The 16,510-nt window shown below is 67.4% G+C and carries 18 protein-coding genes; 9 read left to right on the top strand and 9 right to left on the bottom strand.

Features of this window, described 5'->3' with window-relative positions; genetic code table 11:
- Position 1: 1 nt before the first annotated feature.
- Positions 2-976 (bottom strand): glycosyltransferase family 8 protein, encoded by a 975-nt coding sequence (locus tag IT41_RS11335; protein WP_052081450.1) that lies wholly within the window; start codon positions 974-976, stop codon positions 2-4.
- A gap of 224 nt (positions 977-1,200) precedes the next feature.
- Complete coding sequence (locus IT41_RS11330; protein ID WP_036741299.1) at positions 1,201-1,752, bottom strand: LabA-like NYN domain-containing protein; 552 nt, start codon at positions 1,750-1,752, stop codon at positions 1,201-1,203.
- Here IT41_RS11330 and folK point away from each other — a divergent pair.
- The 4 genes from folK to IT41_RS11310 all read left to right on the top strand — a co-directional run bounded on the left by folK (position 1,725) and on the right by IT41_RS11310 (position 5,625).
- Positions 1,725-2,363 carry a 2-amino-4-hydroxy-6-hydroxymethyldihydropteridine diphosphokinase gene (folK, locus tag IT41_RS11325; protein WP_052081448.1) on the top strand — a complete coding sequence of 213 codons (639 nt, stop codon included), beginning with the start codon at positions 1,725-1,727 and terminating at the stop codon, positions 2,361-2,363. The two genes, IT41_RS11330 and folK, sit on opposite strands and share 28 nt — an antisense overlap.
- Positions 2,364-2,432: 69 nt before the next feature.
- Positions 2,433-2,789 (top strand): DNA-directed RNA polymerase subunit omega, encoded by a 357-nt coding sequence (rpoZ, locus tag IT41_RS11320; protein WP_036741296.1) that lies wholly within the window; start codon positions 2,433-2,435, stop codon positions 2,787-2,789.
- 22 nt (positions 2,790-2,811) lie between these two features.
- On the top strand, positions 2,812-4,929 hold the full coding sequence (locus IT41_RS11315; RefSeq protein ID WP_036741295.1) for a RelA/SpoT family protein: 2,118 nt from the start codon (positions 2,812-2,814) through the stop codon (positions 4,927-4,929).
- Positions 4,930-4,950: 21 nt separating this feature from the next.
- Complete coding sequence (locus IT41_RS11310) at positions 4,951-5,625, top strand: DUF2062 domain-containing protein (RefSeq protein WP_036741292.1); 675 nt, start codon at positions 4,951-4,953, stop codon at positions 5,623-5,625.
- Here IT41_RS11310 and IT41_RS11305 read toward each other — a convergent pair.
- From IT41_RS11305 to IT41_RS11295, 3 genes are all read right to left on the bottom strand, one after another.
- Positions 5,622-6,932 carry an NAD(P)/FAD-dependent oxidoreductase gene (locus IT41_RS11305; protein WP_036741288.1) on the bottom strand — a complete coding sequence of 437 codons (1,311 nt, stop codon included), beginning with the start codon at positions 6,930-6,932 and terminating at the stop codon, positions 5,622-5,624. The two genes, IT41_RS11310 and IT41_RS11305, sit on opposite strands and share 4 nt — an antisense overlap.
- An 85-nt stretch (positions 6,933-7,017) precedes the next feature.
- Positions 7,018-8,379 carry a glutamine synthetase family protein gene (locus tag IT41_RS11300; protein WP_036741286.1) on the bottom strand — a complete coding sequence of 454 codons (1,362 nt, stop codon included), beginning with the start codon at positions 8,377-8,379 and terminating at the stop codon, positions 7,018-7,020.
- The gene (locus IT41_RS11295; protein ID WP_036741283.1) at positions 8,376-9,086 is read right to left on the bottom strand and encodes a type 1 glutamine amidotransferase; all 711 of its coding nucleotides are present in this window, start codon (positions 9,084-9,086) and stop codon (positions 8,376-8,378) included. The genes IT41_RS11300 and IT41_RS11295 overlap by 4 nt, the downstream gene beginning before the upstream one ends.
- Positions 9,087-9,219: 133 nt before the next feature.
- Here IT41_RS11295 and IT41_RS11290 point away from each other — a divergent pair, with 133 nt between their 5' ends.
- The gene (locus IT41_RS11290; RefSeq protein ID WP_036741280.1) at positions 9,220-10,368 is read left to right on the top strand and encodes an aminotransferase class V-fold PLP-dependent enzyme; all 1,149 of its coding nucleotides are present in this window, start codon (positions 9,220-9,222) and stop codon (positions 10,366-10,368) included.
- Positions 10,369-10,401: 33 nt separating this feature from the next.
- Here the strand turns inward: IT41_RS11290 and IT41_RS11285 are convergent, their stop codons facing one another.
- On the bottom strand, positions 10,402-11,109 hold the full coding sequence (locus tag IT41_RS11285) for a VIT1/CCC1 transporter family protein (RefSeq protein WP_036741369.1): 708 nt from the start codon (positions 11,107-11,109) through the stop codon (positions 10,402-10,404).
- A gap of 119 nt (positions 11,110-11,228) precedes the next feature.
- Between IT41_RS11285 and IT41_RS11280 the strand changes: the two genes are divergently transcribed.
- From IT41_RS11280 to IT41_RS11265, 4 genes are read left to right on the top strand one after another with little or no spacing between them, the layout of a single operon-like run.
- Positions 11,229-12,689, top strand: coding sequence for an aldehyde dehydrogenase family protein (locus IT41_RS11280; RefSeq protein ID WP_036741275.1), 1,461 nt, complete (start codon positions 11,229-11,231; stop codon positions 12,687-12,689).
- Between the two features lie 12 nt (positions 12,690-12,701).
- A complete protein-coding gene (locus IT41_RS11275) occupies positions 12,702-13,451 on the top strand; it encodes an SDR family oxidoreductase (protein WP_036741273.1) in 750 nt (249 codons plus the stop codon).
- 46 nt (positions 13,452-13,497) lie between these two features.
- Positions 13,498-13,920, top strand: a complete 423-nt coding sequence (locus IT41_RS11270; RefSeq protein WP_036741270.1) for a Fur family transcriptional regulator — start codon at positions 13,498-13,500, stop codon at positions 13,918-13,920.
- Positions 13,917-14,276 carry a YigZ family protein gene (locus IT41_RS11265; protein ID WP_036741263.1) on the top strand — a complete coding sequence of 120 codons (360 nt, stop codon included), beginning with the start codon at positions 13,917-13,919 and terminating at the stop codon, positions 14,274-14,276. The genes IT41_RS11270 and IT41_RS11265 overlap by 4 nt, the downstream gene beginning before the upstream one ends.
- Here IT41_RS11265 and IT41_RS11260 read toward each other — a convergent pair.
- From IT41_RS11260 to pth, 3 genes are read right to left on the bottom strand one after another with little or no spacing between them, the layout of a single operon-like run.
- On the bottom strand, positions 14,273-14,668 hold the full coding sequence (locus IT41_RS11260; protein WP_139221684.1) for a DUF2237 family protein: 396 nt from the start codon (positions 14,666-14,668) through the stop codon (positions 14,273-14,275). The genes IT41_RS11265 and IT41_RS11260 overlap by 4 nt on opposite strands.
- Positions 14,668-15,723 (bottom strand): DUF2332 domain-containing protein, encoded by a 1,056-nt coding sequence (locus IT41_RS11255; RefSeq protein ID WP_036741261.1) that lies wholly within the window; start codon positions 15,721-15,723, stop codon positions 14,668-14,670. Before IT41_RS11255 ends, IT41_RS11260 begins: the two co-directional genes overlap by 1 nt.
- Positions 15,720-16,436, bottom strand: a complete 717-nt coding sequence (gene pth, locus IT41_RS11250; RefSeq protein WP_036741260.1) for an aminoacyl-tRNA hydrolase — start codon at positions 16,434-16,436, stop codon at positions 15,720-15,722. The genes IT41_RS11255 and pth overlap by 4 nt, the downstream gene beginning before the upstream one ends.
- Positions 16,437-16,510: the final 74 nt, after the last annotated feature.

Below are 16,510 nucleotides of genomic sequence, written 5' to 3'. Positions count from 1 at the left end.
CTCAGGCGCGGGGATCGACCATCGTATAGGTATCGGGAAAGCGGTTGAGGTAACGCATCATCGCCCCGGCCGCGCGCCATTGCCGGAACAGCGCCGCGCGCAGGCTGCCGGCGCTTGGCCATTGCCGGCGCAGCGCCTCGGGCACCGGGGCGGTGTCGGGGAAATACTGCGTCAGCACCGTGCCAAAGGCGCGGCGCATCCGCATCGGCACCACCCCCTGCGAGGATGCCAGCCACGGCTTGCGGGTGCCGATGAAATGGATCAGGCAGGGGTCGGCCATCGAGGTCAGATGCGCCGAGGCGGCGGTGAACTGCCAGTTCCACAGCGGGCTGATCTCGGCCCAGTCGCCTTTCAGCATGCCGTTCATCAGCGCCTGATCGCGACCGAGGCCCGCCAGATGGTTGCGGGCGAAATCCCCGGCGCGGGCGGGTAGGTCCTGGGCGGCGAAACGCTCGGTGTCGATCATCACCACGCCGGCGTTGAAATAGGGATGGGCGGCTTCGTTCAGCATCCTGAATTCGCGCACCTTGCGGCCGGGGGTGCGCCATTGCCGGTTGTCGCGCACCGCGGCGACCGCGCGGTCCAGCATATCGGCCCGCAAGAGCCTTGCCGGATCGCCGCGTTCGTAAAGGATGTCGGCATCGATCACCAGAATCCGGCGATAGATGCCGCGCAGGGCCTCGCCCAGAAACAGCTCCATATAGGTCGCGAGCGAGCGGCGCGCATCCAGCGGCAAGGCATCCAGCAGCGCCTCGTTCCGGGCCGCGACATGCGCAATGCCAAGCTGCCGCAACGCGGTCGGTATCTCGACCGGCTCGGGGCCGCCGATCAGCACGTCATATTCGCGCCGCGGCCTTGCGGCCATGGCCAGCGCCGGCGTCGCGGCATAGGGCAGGTAATTGCCGTCGCAGGCGACGATCACGGCCAGATCCGATTGCGGCCGGAAACCGTCGCTGAAACTGGGGGTCAGGGTCATGCGTCGCTCGGGCGGATCATGCCATCTTCCTTCACTGGCCTTTCCCGGCCGTTCTAGCCCGGTCGCGGGTTCAGCTTCAACGCAGGAAACCGGCTGCCGGTTGCCGCCGGCTGCCGGTATCGTCTGCTCAATGCTCCGCGGGTAAGGTTGCGCAGCCGGGTTCGCCCGCCAGCGCCGCATCCGAACGCGCCCTGCCGCCGATCCGGCGGCGATCGGGCGGCGTATCAGGCCTCCTGATCGGCATTTTCGCGCGGCGGCCGGCCGATCACCTCGCGCAGCGCGTCCAGTTCGATGAAGTTATCGGCCTGGCGGCGCAGCTCGTCCGCGATCATCGGCGGCTGGCTGCGCATGGTCGAGACGACCGAGACGCGCACGCCCTGCCGCTGCAGGGCCTCGACCAGCGGCCGGAAATCGCCGTCGCCGGAAAACAGCACCGCATGATCCAGCCGCGGCGCAAGCTCCAGCGCGTTGACGACCAGCTCGACATCCATGTTGCCCTTGACCTTGCGGCGGCCCAGACCGTCCGTGTATTCGCGGGCCGGTTTGGTGACCATGGAATAGCCGTTGTAATGCAGCCAATCCACCAGCGGGCGAATCGGAGAGTAATCCTCGTTCTCAAGTAACGCTGTGTAATAGTACGCGCGAACCAGCTTTCCCCGGCGCTCGAACTCTTGTCTTAACAGCTTGTAATCGATATCGAAACCTAGCGACTTTGCGGCTGCATAGAGATTCGACCCGTCGATGAACAATGCGAGCCGGTCGTCCTTGTAAAACACGTTTTCCTCGGTGTTGGGTGTTGGGTGGATTAAATCAGAATGCGAACTTAGCCCTGCTGGCACTCGGGGCAAACCTGCCTAGTTCGGCAGGTCCGCCGGAGCTTACCTTGCGTAAGGCATTGGCAGAGCTTGGCAAACATGACGCGATTCAGGCGGTTGCCATCAGCCGCTTCTGGCGTACTCCGGCCTTTCCGGCGGGCTCGGGTCCCGACTATGTGAACGCGGCGGCGGTATTCGCCTGCCAGCTCGAACCCGAGGCGCTGCTGGCGCAGATGCACCGGGTCGAGGCCGCGTTCGGCCGCCGGCGCGCGGGCCTGCGCTGGCAGGCGCGCGGGCTCGATCTGGACCTGCTGGCCTTTGGCGACCGGGTCCTGCCCGATGCCGCGACGCAGGACGGCTGGCGTGCCCTGCCGCTGGAACAGCAGGCGCAGACCGCGCCCGAGGGGCTGGTTCTGCCCCATCCCCGGCTGCAGGAGCGCGGCTTTGTCCTGGCGCCGCTGGCCGAGATCGCGCCGGGCTGGTGCCATCCGCGGCTGGGCAGGACCGTGGCAGAACTGCTGGCCGCGCTGCCGCAGGGCGCGCTTGACGGCATGAAACCCGCCCATACTTGACAATCCTGCGGTGCGGCGTCAAATATCCGGCTTCGCCCTGCATCCCGATTCCAGCCGATAAGGTGACCGATGGCCCGCGTTACAGTCGAAGATTGCGTCGACAAGGTTCCGAACCGTTTTGACCTGGTGATGCTGGCCGCCCATCGTGCGCGTGAAATCGCCGCGGGCAGCCCGCTGACCGTCGACCGCGACAATGACAAGAACCCCGTCGTCTCGCTGCGCGAGATCGCCGACGAGACCCAGCCCGTGGACGAGCTGCGCGAGCGCATGATCGAGGCCAGCCAGACCCAGATCGAGGTCGATGAGCCCGAAGAGGACGCGATGGCGCTGCTTCTGGGTGCGGAAATCGACCGCCCGAAACCGGTCGATGACGAATCCGAGGAACGGATGCTGCGCATGATGCTGGAAGCGCAGGGCAGGAACTGAGCTTGAAGGTCTTCGGCCACTCATGATCGACGTCGAAGACCTCATCGCGCTGATCCGCAACTACAATCCGCGAACCAACGCCGAACTGATCCGCCGCGCCTATGAATACGGGCGCCGCATGCATGAGGGGCAGTTCCGCCACTCGGGCGAGCCCTATTTCACCCATCCCGTCGCCGTCGCCGCCATCCTGACCGAGATGCGGCTGGACGATGCCACGATCATCACCGCGCTCTTGCACGACACGATCGAGGATACCCGCTCGACCTGGAGCGAGGTCTCGCAGCTTTTCGGCCGCGAGATCGCCGATCTGGTCGATGGCGTCACCAAGCTGACCAATCTGCAACTGTCCGGCGCGCATTCCAAGCAGGCCGAGAATTTCCGCAAGCTTTTCATGGCTATGTCGCGCGATCTTCGGGTCATTCTGGTCAAGCTGGCGGACCGTCTGCACAATATGCGCACGATCAAGTCGATGCGCTCGAACAAGCAGGCGCAAAAGGCGCGCGAGACGATGGATATCTTTGCGCCGCTGGCCGGGCGCATGGGCATGCAATGGATGCGCGAAGAGCTTGAGGATCTGGCCTTCAAGGTCATCAACCCCGAGGCGCGCAATTCGATCATCCGCCGCTTCGTCAGCCTGCAGCGCGAATCCGGCGATGTGATCCCCAAGATCACCGCCGATATCCGGGCCGAACTGGAACGCGAGGGGATCGAGGCCGATGTCTATGGCCGCGCCAAGCGCCCGTTCAGCATCTGGCGCAAGATGCAGGAAAAGCAGCTTTCCTTTTCGCGCCTGTCCGACATCTACGGCTTTCGCATCATCACCCGGACCGAACCGGACTGCTATCGCACGCTGGGCGTGATCCATCATCGCTGGCGCGCGGTGCCGGGCCGGTTCAAGGATTACATCAGCCAGCCCAAGGCGAACGGCTATCGCTCGATCCACACCACCGTGTCGGGCCGCGACGGCAAGCGGGTCGAGGTGCAGATCCGCACCCGCCAGATGCACGAGGTCGCCGAGGCGGGCGTGGCCGCCCATTGGGCCTATCGCGACGGGGTGCGGACCGAGAACCCCTTTGCCGTCGATCCCGGCGAATGGATCGCCAGCCTGACCGAACGTTTCGGCGAAGAGGACCACGACGAATTTCTGGAGCATGTCAAGCTCGAGATGTATTCCGATCAGGTCTTCTGCTTCACGCCCAAGGGCGATGTGGTGCCGATGCCCAAGGGGGCGACCCCCCTGGATTTCGCCTATTCGATCCATACGAGGCTGGGGAATTCCTGCGTCGGCGCCAAGGTGGACGGCATCCGCGTGCCGCTGTGGACGCGGCTCAAGAACGGCCAGTCGGTCGAGATCATCGCCGCCTCCGGCCAGCGTCCGCAGGCGACCTGGCTCGATATCGTGGTGACCGGCCGCGCCAAGGCGGCGATCCGGCGCAGCCTGCGGCAGGAGGACCGGACCCGCTTTATCCGGCTGGGGGCGGAACTGGTGCGCGTGGCCTTCGAGCATGTCGGCCGCAAGGTCAGCGACAAGGCGCTGCGCACGGCCGCGCGGACGATGGCGCTGAGCGATACCGATGAGCTGCTGGCCCGGATCGGCAGCGCCGAGGTTTCCGCCCATGAGGTGCTGACCACGCTTTACCCCGAACTGGCCGCCGCCAGCAGCGAAATCGACGCCCGGCGCGCCGTCGCCGGCCTGCAGGCGGATCAGGAATTCACCCGCGCCGCCTGTTGCAGCCCGCTGCCCGGCGAACGGATCGTCGGCATCACCTATCGCGGCAAGGGGGTGGTGATCCACGCCATCGACTGCCCGGTCCTGGCCGAGTTCGAGGACAGCCCGCAACGCTGGGTCGATCTGCACTGGCGCGAGGGGCAGCACCCTCCGGCCTATTCCACCATGCTGTCGCTGACCATCCGCCACGATGCCGGGGTGCTTGGCCGGATATGCACCTTGATCGGGGCGCAGGGGGCGAATATCTCGGATCTCGAATTCGTGGATCGCAAACCCGATTTCTATCGCCTGCGGGTCGAGGTCGAGCTGCGCGACCACGAGCATCTTCACGCGCTGCTGACGGCGCTGGAGGCGGAAAGCGACGTGGCCCAGGTGGCCCGCATCCGCGACCCGTCAGCGCATGTGACCTGAGATACGGGGCGCGATGACGACATGTTCAAACGACGCAAGCCGCGCAGCTATTCCCAGCTTGCGACCCAGTTGATCTATCCGCGCGGCGGATGGCGGCGCGCATCGCAATATGTGATGCACCGCATCCGGCGCCTGCCCGATCAGCCGCAGCGGATCGCGCGCGGCTTCGCGGCGGGGATATTCGTCTCGTTCACGCCGCTTTTCGGGTTTCATTTCATGGTCGCGGCGCTGGTCGCCTGGCTTATCCGCGGCAATATCTTCGCCTCGCTTCTGGCGACATTCGTCGGCAACCCGCTGACATTTCCGTTCATCGCGGTGGTCTCGCTCAGCCTGGGGCGCTGGATGCTCGGGGTCGAGGGCAAGCTGCAGCCCAATCTCATTTTCGAGGAATTCTCGCGCGCGGCGCGCGAATTGTGGAACAACCTGCTGGCGCCGCTGACCGACGCGCCGGTGGGCTGGAACGATTTCGGCTCGTTCTGGGACGGCTACTTCCTGCCCTATGCGGTGGGCGGGATCATTCCGGGTCTGGTCGCGGCCGCAATCGGGCATTACCTGACATTGCCGCTGATCCGGGCCTATCACAAGCGCCGCGCGCGCAAGATGGCCGACCGGATCGCGCGGGTGCGCGAGCAGCAGGCGCCCGCTCCGTCCGCGCCGCCGGACGAGGCGTCAGACGAGGGGCCGGACAAGGGCTAGAAGCCCAGCCGGTCGCGCAGCGAATACCAGCTCATGCCGGCGACCAGGAGCGGCCAGCGCAGCATGCCGCCGCCCGGAAACGGGCGCGAGGGCAGGGCGGCCATGGTCTCGAACCCCTCGGCCTGGCCCTGCACCGCCTGCGCCATCAGCTTGCCCGAAAGCGTGGCCAGCGCCACGCCATGGCCGGAAAACCCGCTGGCCGACAGGCAATTGGGCGCCGGGCGCGCGAAACAGGGCATGCGGTTCATGGTGATGGCCAGAGTGCCGCCCCAGGCATGGGTCAGTTCGACATCGGCCAGCCCCGGATAGATCTCCAGCAGCGGCTTGCGCACCTTGGCGGCGATATCTTTCGGAAAGCGATAGGAGACATTCTCGCCGCCGCCGAAGATCAGCCGCCGCTCGGGGTCCAGCCGCCAGTAATTGACCACGAATTTCGTGTCATGCACGCCGATATCGCGGGTCAGCACCTCGGCGGCGCGGTCGCCAAGGGGCGCGGTCGCGACGATGAAATTGTTGATCGGCATGACGCGGGCGGCGACCTTCATCTCAAGGTTGCCCAGATAGCCATTGGCGGCCAGGATGACATGATCGCAGATCACCCGCCCCTTGCCGGTCTGCACGACGGTCTTTTCATCCGCGCGGCGGGCATGGCGAATATGATGGACATGGCTCATCTCGCGCAGCCTGGCCCCGGCGGCATCGGCCAGCCGGGCCATGCCAAGCGCCAGGTTCAGCGGCTGCAGATGCCCGGCGCCGTGATCGAGCACGCCCGCGCCATAGGCGTCCGAGGGCACCAGCGCGCGAAACGCCGCACGATCCAGCGGCTCGATCCGGTCATAGCCGTAGTCGCGGGCCAGTTTCTCGATCATGGCGCGGGCATGGTCGAATTCCGCCGGCTTGCGAAAGGCATGCGCGATGCCGTCCGCCACCGGCACCCCGGCGCGCGCGGCCAGATCGCGGGTCAGTCGCTTGGCCTCTTCGGCCATGTCCCATAACCGGTGCGCGGCATCGGTGCCGGCCATGGCTTCCAGCTCGTCCACCTCGAGCCGCTGGCCCGAGCCGATCTGCCCGCCATTGCGCCCCGAGGCCCCGAACCCCATGCGATGCGCCTCGAGCAGCATCACCTCCAGCCCCGCCTCGGCCAGATGCAGCGCGGCCGAAAGGCCAGTATAGCCGCCGCCCACGATCACCACATCGGCGCGTTCCTCGCCGCGCTGTTCGGGGAATGCCGGCAGGGCGTCGCGGGTGGCGGCATAGAGGCTGGGCGGGTATTCGCCGCGCCGGTCGTTGGAAAACAGCAGGTTCATGGCCCGGGCTCGCGAAGCATCGCGCGGGGTGATGCGGGCCGCGGGGGTTGGAAATGCGGGGGCGGATGACGCATGGCGCAGGGACCTAGACGTTCAGCAGCAGGTGCTCGCGCTCCCACGGGCTGATGACCTGCAGGAACTCCTTGAACTCGTTGCGCTTGACCGCCTGATAGACGGCAAAGAACTCGGCCCCCAGAACCTCGCGCATGGCGGCGTTCTCGTCCATCAGGTCGAGCGCGTCGCCCAGGTTATAGGGCAGTTCGTCCTCGTCCATGTTATAGGCGTCGCCAAGGCATTCGGCGCGCGGGCTTTCCTTTTCCAGCAGGCCCAGATAGCCGCAGGCAAGGCTGGCGGCGAGCCCCAGATAGGGATTGCAATCCATGCCGGCCAGCCGGTTCTCGACCCGCCGCGCCCCGGGGTCCGAGATCGGCACGCGCAGCCCCGTCGTGCGGTTGTCGCGGCCCCATTCCAGGTTGATCGGCGCGGCGAAATCCGGGACATAGCGGCGATAGCTGTTCACATAGGGCGCCATCATCGCCACCGCCGCCGGCAGGTGCTTCTGCATGCCGGCGATGAACTGCAGAAAGGCGTCGGTCTCGCGGCCCTTGGCATCGGAAAAGATGTTCTGGCCGGTTTTCAGATCCACCACCGAATGGTGGATGTGCATGGCGCTGCCCGGTTCGCCCTCGATCGGCTTGGCCATGAAGGTGGCAAAGCAGTCATGGCGCAGCGCCGCCTCGCGGATCAGCCGCTTGAAGTAGAATATCTCGTCGGCCAGCGCGACCGGATCGCCATGGTTGAGGTTGATCTCAACCTGGCCGGCGCCGCCCTCCTGCAGGATGCCGTCGATCTCGAAGCCCTGCGCCTCGGCGAAATCGTAGATATCGTCGATCACCGGCCCGTATTCGTCCACCGCCGACAGGGAATAGGCCTGCTTGGCGGCGGCGCGGCGGCCCGAGCGGCCCATGGGCGGAATGATCGGCTGATTGGGGTCGATATTCTTGGCGACCAGAAAGAACTCCATCTCTGGCGCGACGACCGGGCGCCAGCCCTTGGCTTCATAAAGGCCAACCACGCGTTTCAGCACGTTGCGCGGCGCGATCGGTACCGGATTGCCCTGCTGGTCGATCGCGTCATGGATCACCTGCATGGTCCAGTCGGCGGTCCAGGGCGCGGCGGTAGCGGTGCTGAAATCCGGGGTCAGGATCATGTCCGGCTCGGTAAAGCTGCCGGCCGGATTTTCCGCCCATTCGCCGGTAATGGTCTGCAGGAAGATCGAATTCGGCAGGTAGAACTTTTCCTGCCGCGCGAATTTCGAGGCCGGCATGGCCTTGCCCCGCGCCACGCCGGCGATATCGGCGACGATGCATTCCACCTCGTCCAGGCGGCGGCCGGTGACATAGCTCTGCGCGGCCTCCGGGGCCTTCTCGATCCAGCCGGGCGTCATGCGCGCCCCCGCCGGGCCGGCGCGGCCTCGCTGCGGGCGGCCTTGAAGAAGGCCTCGATCCGGTCGGCGATGCCGGCTGATTGCAGCGGCGCCCCCTTGCGCCTGCCCGCGGCCTCCAGCACCTCGGGCGGGACCACGCCCTTGGCGCGATGCGCGATCAGCCCGTCGATGAAGGCCGCGTCGAATTCCGGATGGGCCTGGATGGTATAGGCGCGGTCGCCATAGATCAGCGCCGCGTTTTCGCAAAAATCGTTGCTGGCGGCAGGCTCGGCCCCTTCGGGCAGGGTCACGACCTGATCCTGGTGCCAGGCGTTCAGCGTCACCCTGTCACCGCCGAAATCGTAATCCTGCGGCCCGACCGCCCAGCCCTTGGGGTGCTTGATCACCTTGCCGCCCAGGGCCTGGGCGATGATCTGGTGGCCGAAGCAGATGCCGACCATCGGCACCCGCTCGGCATAGGCCTGGCGGATGAACTCCTCGAGCGGCGGGATAAAGGGGTGATCCTCATAGGTGCCGTGGCGCGAGCCGGTCAGCAGCCAGCCATCGGCGTCATGGACGTCTTGCGGGAACTGCATGCCCTCGACGTGATAGCTGTCGAACTGAAAGCCGCGCCCGGCAAGCAGTCGCTCGAACATTGTGTCGTAATCGCCCAGCTCGCCGCGAAGGAGTTCGGGCGACTGGCCGCATTTTAGGATGCCGATACGCATGTCTGGCCTGCAGATTGTTCGCCCCATAGCTAAACCCCGGCAGCGACACGGGCAAGGGGGCTCGGCGCTCGGGACTGGCCCCGGCCCTTGCGCCGCGCTAGGCTGGCGTCAGGTTTCAACGAAAGGATCGGCCATGCCCGGGCTTCTTCCCGATCTCGACCCCGAAGGCTTGCAGGAATTTTCGGTCGTCTTCACGGACCGGTCGCTCAATCACATGTCGCGGCGCTTTCAGGCGGCGATGCGCGACATCTCGGCCACGCTGCGCGAGGTGTATCGCGCCGAGGCGGTGGCGCTGGTGCCCGGTGGCGGCACCTGCGCGATGGAGGCGGTGGCGCGCCAGTTCGGTCGCGACGCCCATGCGCTGATCGTGCGCAACGGGTTTTTCAGCTATCGCTGGAGCCAGATCTTCGAGGCCGGCGGTTTCACCCGCGAGACGACGGTGATGATGGCCCGCCAGTCGGGCAACGAGCCGACCGCCCCCTTTGCCCCCGCGCCCGTCGACGAGGTCGTGGCGCGGATACGCGCCGCCCGTCCCGATGCGGTCTTTGCCCCGCATGTGGAAACCGCCGCCGGGATGATCCTGCCCGACGCCTATATCCGGGCACTGGCCGATGCCGCCCATGAGGTGGGCGCGATCATGGTGCTGGACTGCATCGCCTCGGGCGCGATCTGGGTCGATATGGCGGCGACCGGGGTCGATGTGCTGATCTCGGCCCCGCAAAAGGGCTGGAGCGCCTCGCCCTCGGCGGGGATGGTGATGCTGTCGGCGCGCGGCGCCGCGCGGCTGGCGGACACGGTCAGCGACAGTTTCGTGCTGGATCTGAAGAAATGGCGCGCCATCATGCAGGCCTATGAGGAGGGCGGTCACGCCTATCACGCGACCCTTCCGACCGATGCGCTGATCGGGCTGCGCGATGCCATGGACGAGACCCGCGCGATGGGGTTCGAGGCCGCGCGCGAGGCGCAATGGCGGCTGGGCGACGCGGTGCGTGCGGAACTGGCGCGGCGCGGCTTTCGCTCGGTCGCGGCCGAGGGATTCGCCGCGCCGGGCGTCGTCGTCGTCCATACCGACGACCCGGAACTGCAAAGCGGCCGGAAATTCCTGGCGGCCGGCTACCAGATCGCCGCGGGCGTGCCCCTGCAGGTTGGCGAGGGCGAGGGCTTTCGCAGCTTTCGCATCGGGCTGTTCGGTCTGGACAAGCTTCAGGACGTCGATGGCACGCTGGCCCGGCTGATCGCCGGTTTCGATGCCGCGCTGAGCGGCGGGGACATGCCGGGATAAGACCGGCGCGGGGGCGCTTGGGCCGGCATGGGGTCAGATCGCGATGCCGAACAGCCTGCCGATCCCGGCCGTGACCGCCATCGCGAACAGGCCGCCCGCGACGACGCGCAGCATGGCGCGCCCGGGCGGCGCGCCGCCCGCCCATGCGCCTAGCGCCCCCAGCAGCGCCAGCGCCAGCAGCACGGCGGCCATGACGCAGGGGATGACCAGCCCGGCCGGCGCCAGGACCGAGGCGATCAGCGGCATGGCCGCCGCCAGGCTGAAGGTCAGCGCCGAGGCCAGCGCCGCCTGCAACGGGTTGGCGGCGCTGGCCTCGCTCAGCCCCAGCTCGTCGCGGACATGGGCGGCCAGCGGATCGTATTCGGTCACCTCGCGCGCGGCCTGCAGCGCGGTCGCCGGCGACATGCCGCGCGATTCGTAGATTGCGGCCAGTTCGGCCAGCTCCTCGCGGGGCATATCGCGCAGGGCCTTGCGTTCGCGGGCGATATCGGCGCGCTCGGTATCGGATTGCGAACTGACCGAGACATATTCGCCCGCCGCCATCGACATCGCCCCCGAGATCAGCCCGGCCGATCCCGCCAGCAGCACGGTCTCGGGCGCCGGATCGGCGGCCGCGACGCCGACGATCAGCGCGCCCACCGAAACGATGCCGTCATTGGCGCCCAGCACGGCCGCCCGCAGCCAGCCCATGCGGTCGACGTAATGCGGGTCATCGGGATGGGCGCTGTCAGGTTTCGTCATCATGTCCTCGTGTCATGCCGGGCAACCTATCCGCTCCGGCGGAAATTGCCAGCCTTGCACCCCGGCCGCCGCGGCCCCACGCTGGCGCAAGGCGAATCTGATCGAGAGGAGGCGACGGAATGGCCCAATGCACGATCCTGGTCACGACCTTGCCCGGCCCGCTGAACCTGATCGGCGGCGAATTCCGGCCCTCCGCCTCGGGCGGCGAATTGCCGGTGATCTCGCCCATCGACGGCGGGCGTTTTGCCGCCATCGCCGATTCCGGCCCCGAGGATATCGCCGCCGCCATCGTCGCCGCCCGCACCGCCTTCGACGGCGCCTGGGGCGGGTTCAGCGCGGCCGAACGCGGCCGGCTGATGCTGCGCCTTGCCCTGCGCCTTGAGGCCGAGGCCGAGGCGCTGGCCCGGCTGGAGACCCGCGACAATGGCAAGCCCATCGCCCAGTCCCGCGCCGACATGGCCGCGCTGGTGCGCTATTTCGAATATTACGGCGGCGCGGCGGACAAGCTGCATGGCGAGGTGATCCCCTTTCTGAACGGCTATGACGTGATGAGCCTGCGCGAACCGCATGGCGTGACCGGCCATATCATTCCCTGGAACTATCCGGTGCAGATATTCGGCCGCTCGGTGGGGGCCGCGCTGGCCATGGGGAACGCGACCGTCACCAAACCGGCCGAGGATGCCTGCCTGAGCATCCTGCGCATCGGCGAACTGGCGGGCGAGGTGGGCTTTCCCCCGGGCGCGATCAATATCGTCACCGGCCGGGGCGAGGTTGCGGGCAAGGCGCTGGCCGAACATCCGGGCGTCGATTTCATCAGCTTTACCGGCTCGCCCGAGGTGGGCGTGCAGATCCAGATCGCGGCGGCGCGCAACCATATCCCCTGCACGCTGGAACTGGGCGGCAAGTCGCCGCAGATCGTGTTCGAGGACGCGGATCTCGATGCCGCGCTGCCGGTGATCGTGAATGCCATCGTGCAGAATGGCGGCCAGACCTGTTCGGCCGGGTCGCGGGTGCTGATCCAGCGCGGCATCTGGGACCGGCTCACCGGCCTGCTGGCGGATCGTTTCCGCGCGGTTCAGGCCCGCGCCTCGGGCGAGGATGCGGTTCTGGGGCCGCTGATCTCGGCCCGGCAAAGGGCGCGGGTGCAGCGCTATATGGATGGGGCCGGCGCGCCGCTGATCGCGCGGGGCGGGATCGCGCCCGATGTGCCGCCGGGCGGCTTCTACATCGCGCCGGCGCTGTTCGGCCCGGTCGATCCGTCAAGCCCGCTGGCCCAGGAAGAGGTCTTCGGCCCGGTTCTGGCCGCCATCCCCTTTGACGACGAGGCCGAGGCCATCGCCATCGCCAACGGCACCGAATACGGGCTGGTGGCCGGCATCTGGACCCGGGACGGCGACCGTCAGGCGCGCATGGCGCGCGCCATGCGTTGCGGTCAGGTCTATATCAACGGCTATGGCGCGGGCGGCGGGATCGAACTGCCCTTTGGCGGTGTGCGCAAATCCGGACATGGCCGCGAAAAGGGTTTTGTCGCGCTGCATGAATTCTCGCGCCTGAAAACCATCATTCACCGTTTCGGATAAGGGGGGATCGCCATGCGGCTGCAAGGCAAGACGGCATTGGTGACGGGGGCGGCCTCGGGCTTCGGGCGCGGCATTGCCGAGGTATTCGCGCGTGAAGGGGCGCGGGTCGCGCTTCTGGATATCGACAAGCCCGGCGCCGACAGGGCCGCCGCCGCGATCGGCGCCGCCGCCATCGCCATCGCCTGCGATGTCAGCGACGGCCAGCAGATCGCCCGGGCGGTGGCGCAGACGCAGGACAGCTTTGGCGCCCTGGATATCGCGGTGAACAATGCCGGCTGGACCACGCCCAACGGCCCGCTTCTGGCCACGGACGAGGCCGCGTTCCGCAAGATCTACGACATCAACGTGACCGCGATCTTTCACATGTGTCACGCCGTCGTGCCGATCTGGCGCCAGCAGGGGCATGGCGTGATGATCAATGTCGGCTCGACCGCCGGCATCCGGCCGCGGCCCGGGCTGACCTGGTACAATTCCTCGAAAGGGGCGGTGAACACGATGACCCGCAGCCTGGCCGTGGAACTGGCGCCCGAAGGCATCCGGGTGAACGGCATCGCCCCGGTGATGGGCGAAACCGGCATGCTCGAGCGTTTCATGGGCTGCCCCGACACGCCGGAAAACCGCGCCCGCTTCATCGCCACGATTCCGCTGGGGCGCCTGTCGCAGCCGCGCGATATCGCCAATGCCGCGCTTTATCTGGCCTCGGACGAGGCGGACCTGCTGACCGGCGTCATCCTCGAGGTCGATGGCGGCCGCACGATCTGATCACCGACAGAGTTGCCATTCGCGGCCATCCGCGCCATGAGAAGCCATGGAGATCGAGCATCGCGCCAAAGCCTTCGAGGACGCCCTGCGCCGCGCGGGCATCCGCATCACCCGCCAGCGCGCGGCGCTGTTGCGCGTGCTGGCCGCGGCCGAGGATCACCCCGACGCCACGCAGCTGCATCTTCGCGCGACCGAGGCGGGCGCCGCCGTTTCGCTGGCGACGGTCTATCGCACGCTCTCGGCGCTCGAGGCGCAGGGCGTCATCCTGAAGCTGGAATTCGAGGGCGAGCCGGCGCGGTTCGAGCCCGCCGACGGCACCCATCACGACCACATGATCGACGTGGAAACCGGCGAGGTGCGCGAATTCGTCAGCGACCGGATCGAGCGGCTTCAGGCCGAGATCGCGGCCGAGATGGGCTATGAAATCGTCCGCCACCGGCTGGAGCTTTACGTCCGGCGCAAGGCATGAGCCTGACGGTCTTCGACAAGATCATCTCGGACCGGGGTTCGCGCTACGCGGTCTCGGGCGGGCCGGCGCGGGACCGCGCCGGGGCCGAGGCGCTGCTGGCCGAGTTGCGGCAGAACAAGCGTTTCGCCAGGGCCACGCATCACAGCTGGGCCGCGATCCTGTCGGGCGAGCCGGTCAAGGATGACGATGGCGAAAGCGGTGCGGGGCAGATCATCCTGCAGATGCTGGAACGCGCGGAGCTGACCGATCACGTCGTCATCGTCACCCGCTGGTATGGCGGCAAGCAACTGGGCGGCGACCGGTTTCGCCATGTCGTCGATGCCGTGCGTCACTATCTGGCGGCAACCGGGCGCTAATCCGGGCGGCTTTGGGCTTCGCCCTCGGGGCCGGTCGCATGGGCGCGGAGCAGTTCCAGCGGCACGATGTCCAGCGTCCGGGCATGGGTCGCCTCCATCACCACCTGCGGCGCCGCGAATTCCTGCGCGGCCTGCAGGAAGCGCGCCGCGCAAAGGCACCAGCGGTCGCCCGGTTTCAGCCCCGGAAAACGGAATTCGGGATGCGGTGTGCTGAGATCGTTGCCCAGATATTTCGACAGCGCCAGGAATTCGGCCGTCACAATAACGCAGACCGTGTGGCGGCCGCGATCCTCGGCGCCGGTATTGCAGCAGCCATCGCGGAAAAACCCGGTCAGCGGCCGGGCCGAACAGGGCTGAAGCGGGCCGCCCAGCACATTGATCGAAGGATCCATCAGCTTGCCTCCTCGGGTTGCCAGTCAATCCAGCGGCCGTGGAAATCGGCCCGGCCAAGCCGCCATCGCCGCATCGCGCCACCCGCCCACAGGCGCAGGTCCAGCGCCGCGCCGTCACGGCCATCGGCCTCCATCGAAACATGGGCCAGCGGGCGCGTGGCATCCGCCCGGGCGCCCGCCTCTTGCAGGCTTTGCCCGATCTGCTCGCGGGTCTCGTCGGGGAAATACTGCGCCGCGATCGTGTGATAGACCAGCCGGCCGTGCTCCGCCGGCTCGGCCAGACGCGCGGCCAGCCATTCGGCCGCATCGCCCTGATCGACGCGGGGCGGTATCGCGCGCGCCAGGGCAAGCGCCGCGCGCAGACGTCCCAGCCTGTCGCGCTGATCGGCCCAGACATAGGCCATCAGCCGGAAGACTTCGCGATCCGGGTCCAGCGGGTTCAGATCGACCCCGCGCGCCGCAACCACCTGCAGCGGATGCGGCCTTGGCGCCTGTCCCTGCCAGCGCGGCACCAGACGCACCTCCGCGCCGCTGTCGCCCGACAGGGTCGGCTGAAAACCGTCTTGGGTTGCAAGGCTGTAATGCGGAAAGTTCAGGTTCAACCCGGCGCTGGCGCCCAGCTCCAGAAGGTCGAATCTGCGCTCGGGCAGCTGGCCGGCCAGAAACCAGGCGGCGGCGATCAGGGGGCCGGATCTGGCCACCTCGTTGGTTTGCGGCGCAAGCTCCAGCCAGTCCAGGATGTGCCTGGCATGCGACTGTATCGCCGTGCGAATTTCCTGATCCAGATGCATGCCGCCGCCCGCATTATAGGCTTTGACCAGTCCGGGGGCCTGATCCGACAGGACCAGCGCATGCAGGCCGCCGCAAAGCCGCAGCGGCACGGAATCGCCCCCGGGTCCGGGATCGCCCGGCCAGGTCTTGACCCTTTGCCCGACGGGCCCGGTATCGGCGGCGATGATGCGGGTCAGCGCCTCGCAGACCCTTGCGGTCAGGCCCGATCCCAGCATGCGGCAGGCCTGTGTCTGAAGCGCGAAGGCGTCCTGCCAGGTGGTCATCTGAATTTCTCGCTCAGTGCCCGCAGGCGGTCGGTAAAGCTTGCCGGCGCCTCGGGCGGTTGCGGGGGGTCGGCGATCGCGGCCCTGCCGGCCGCCGGGGCGGGGCCGGTGCCTGCGGCCGGCGGATTGTCGCTACTGTTGCGCGCGGGCGCCACGCGCGCCGCGACCGCGTTCATGAAGCGACCGTCATCGCCCGCCGCCAACATCGCCGCACCCTCCGAGATGCCGCGCAGCAGATCCTCCAGCCCTTCCTGCTCGGCCTTGGCGAAATCCGACAGGACGTAAGCCGCCACGCGATCCTTGTGGCCGGGATGGCCGATGCCGATGCGCAACCGCCGGTAAGCCTCGCCGATATGCTGGTGGATCGAGCGCAGCCCGTTATGGCCGGCATGGCCGCCACCGGTTTTCAACCGCACCTTGCCCGACGCCAGATCCAGCTCGTCATGCAGCACGATCACATCGGCGGGTTCCAGCTTCAGATAGCGCATCGCCTCGCCCACGGATTGCCCCGACAGGTTCATGAAGGTCGCGGGCTTGAGCAGGGCGACACGCCGATCCGCCAGCCTGCCTTCGGCGAATTCGCCCTGAAAGCGGCTGCGCCAGGGGCCGAATCCGTGGTCGCCGGCGATGCGATCCGCCGCCATGAAGCCGATATTATGCCTGTTTTGCGCATATTTCATGCCCGGATTTCCCAGGCCGACGATCAATATCATGCGTTTCTCCGTCGTTGGGCCGCAGGTTATCCGCTCGGCGGGAAAGGGGCAATTTTTATCACTCTCTTGTCCTC

This window comes from Paracoccus halophilus (assembly GCF_000763905.1).
Taxonomy (GTDB): Bacteria; Pseudomonadota; Alphaproteobacteria; order Rhodobacterales; family Rhodobacteraceae; genus Paracoccus; species Paracoccus halophilus.
This window is presented reverse-complemented; position numbering and strand designations above follow the sequence as displayed.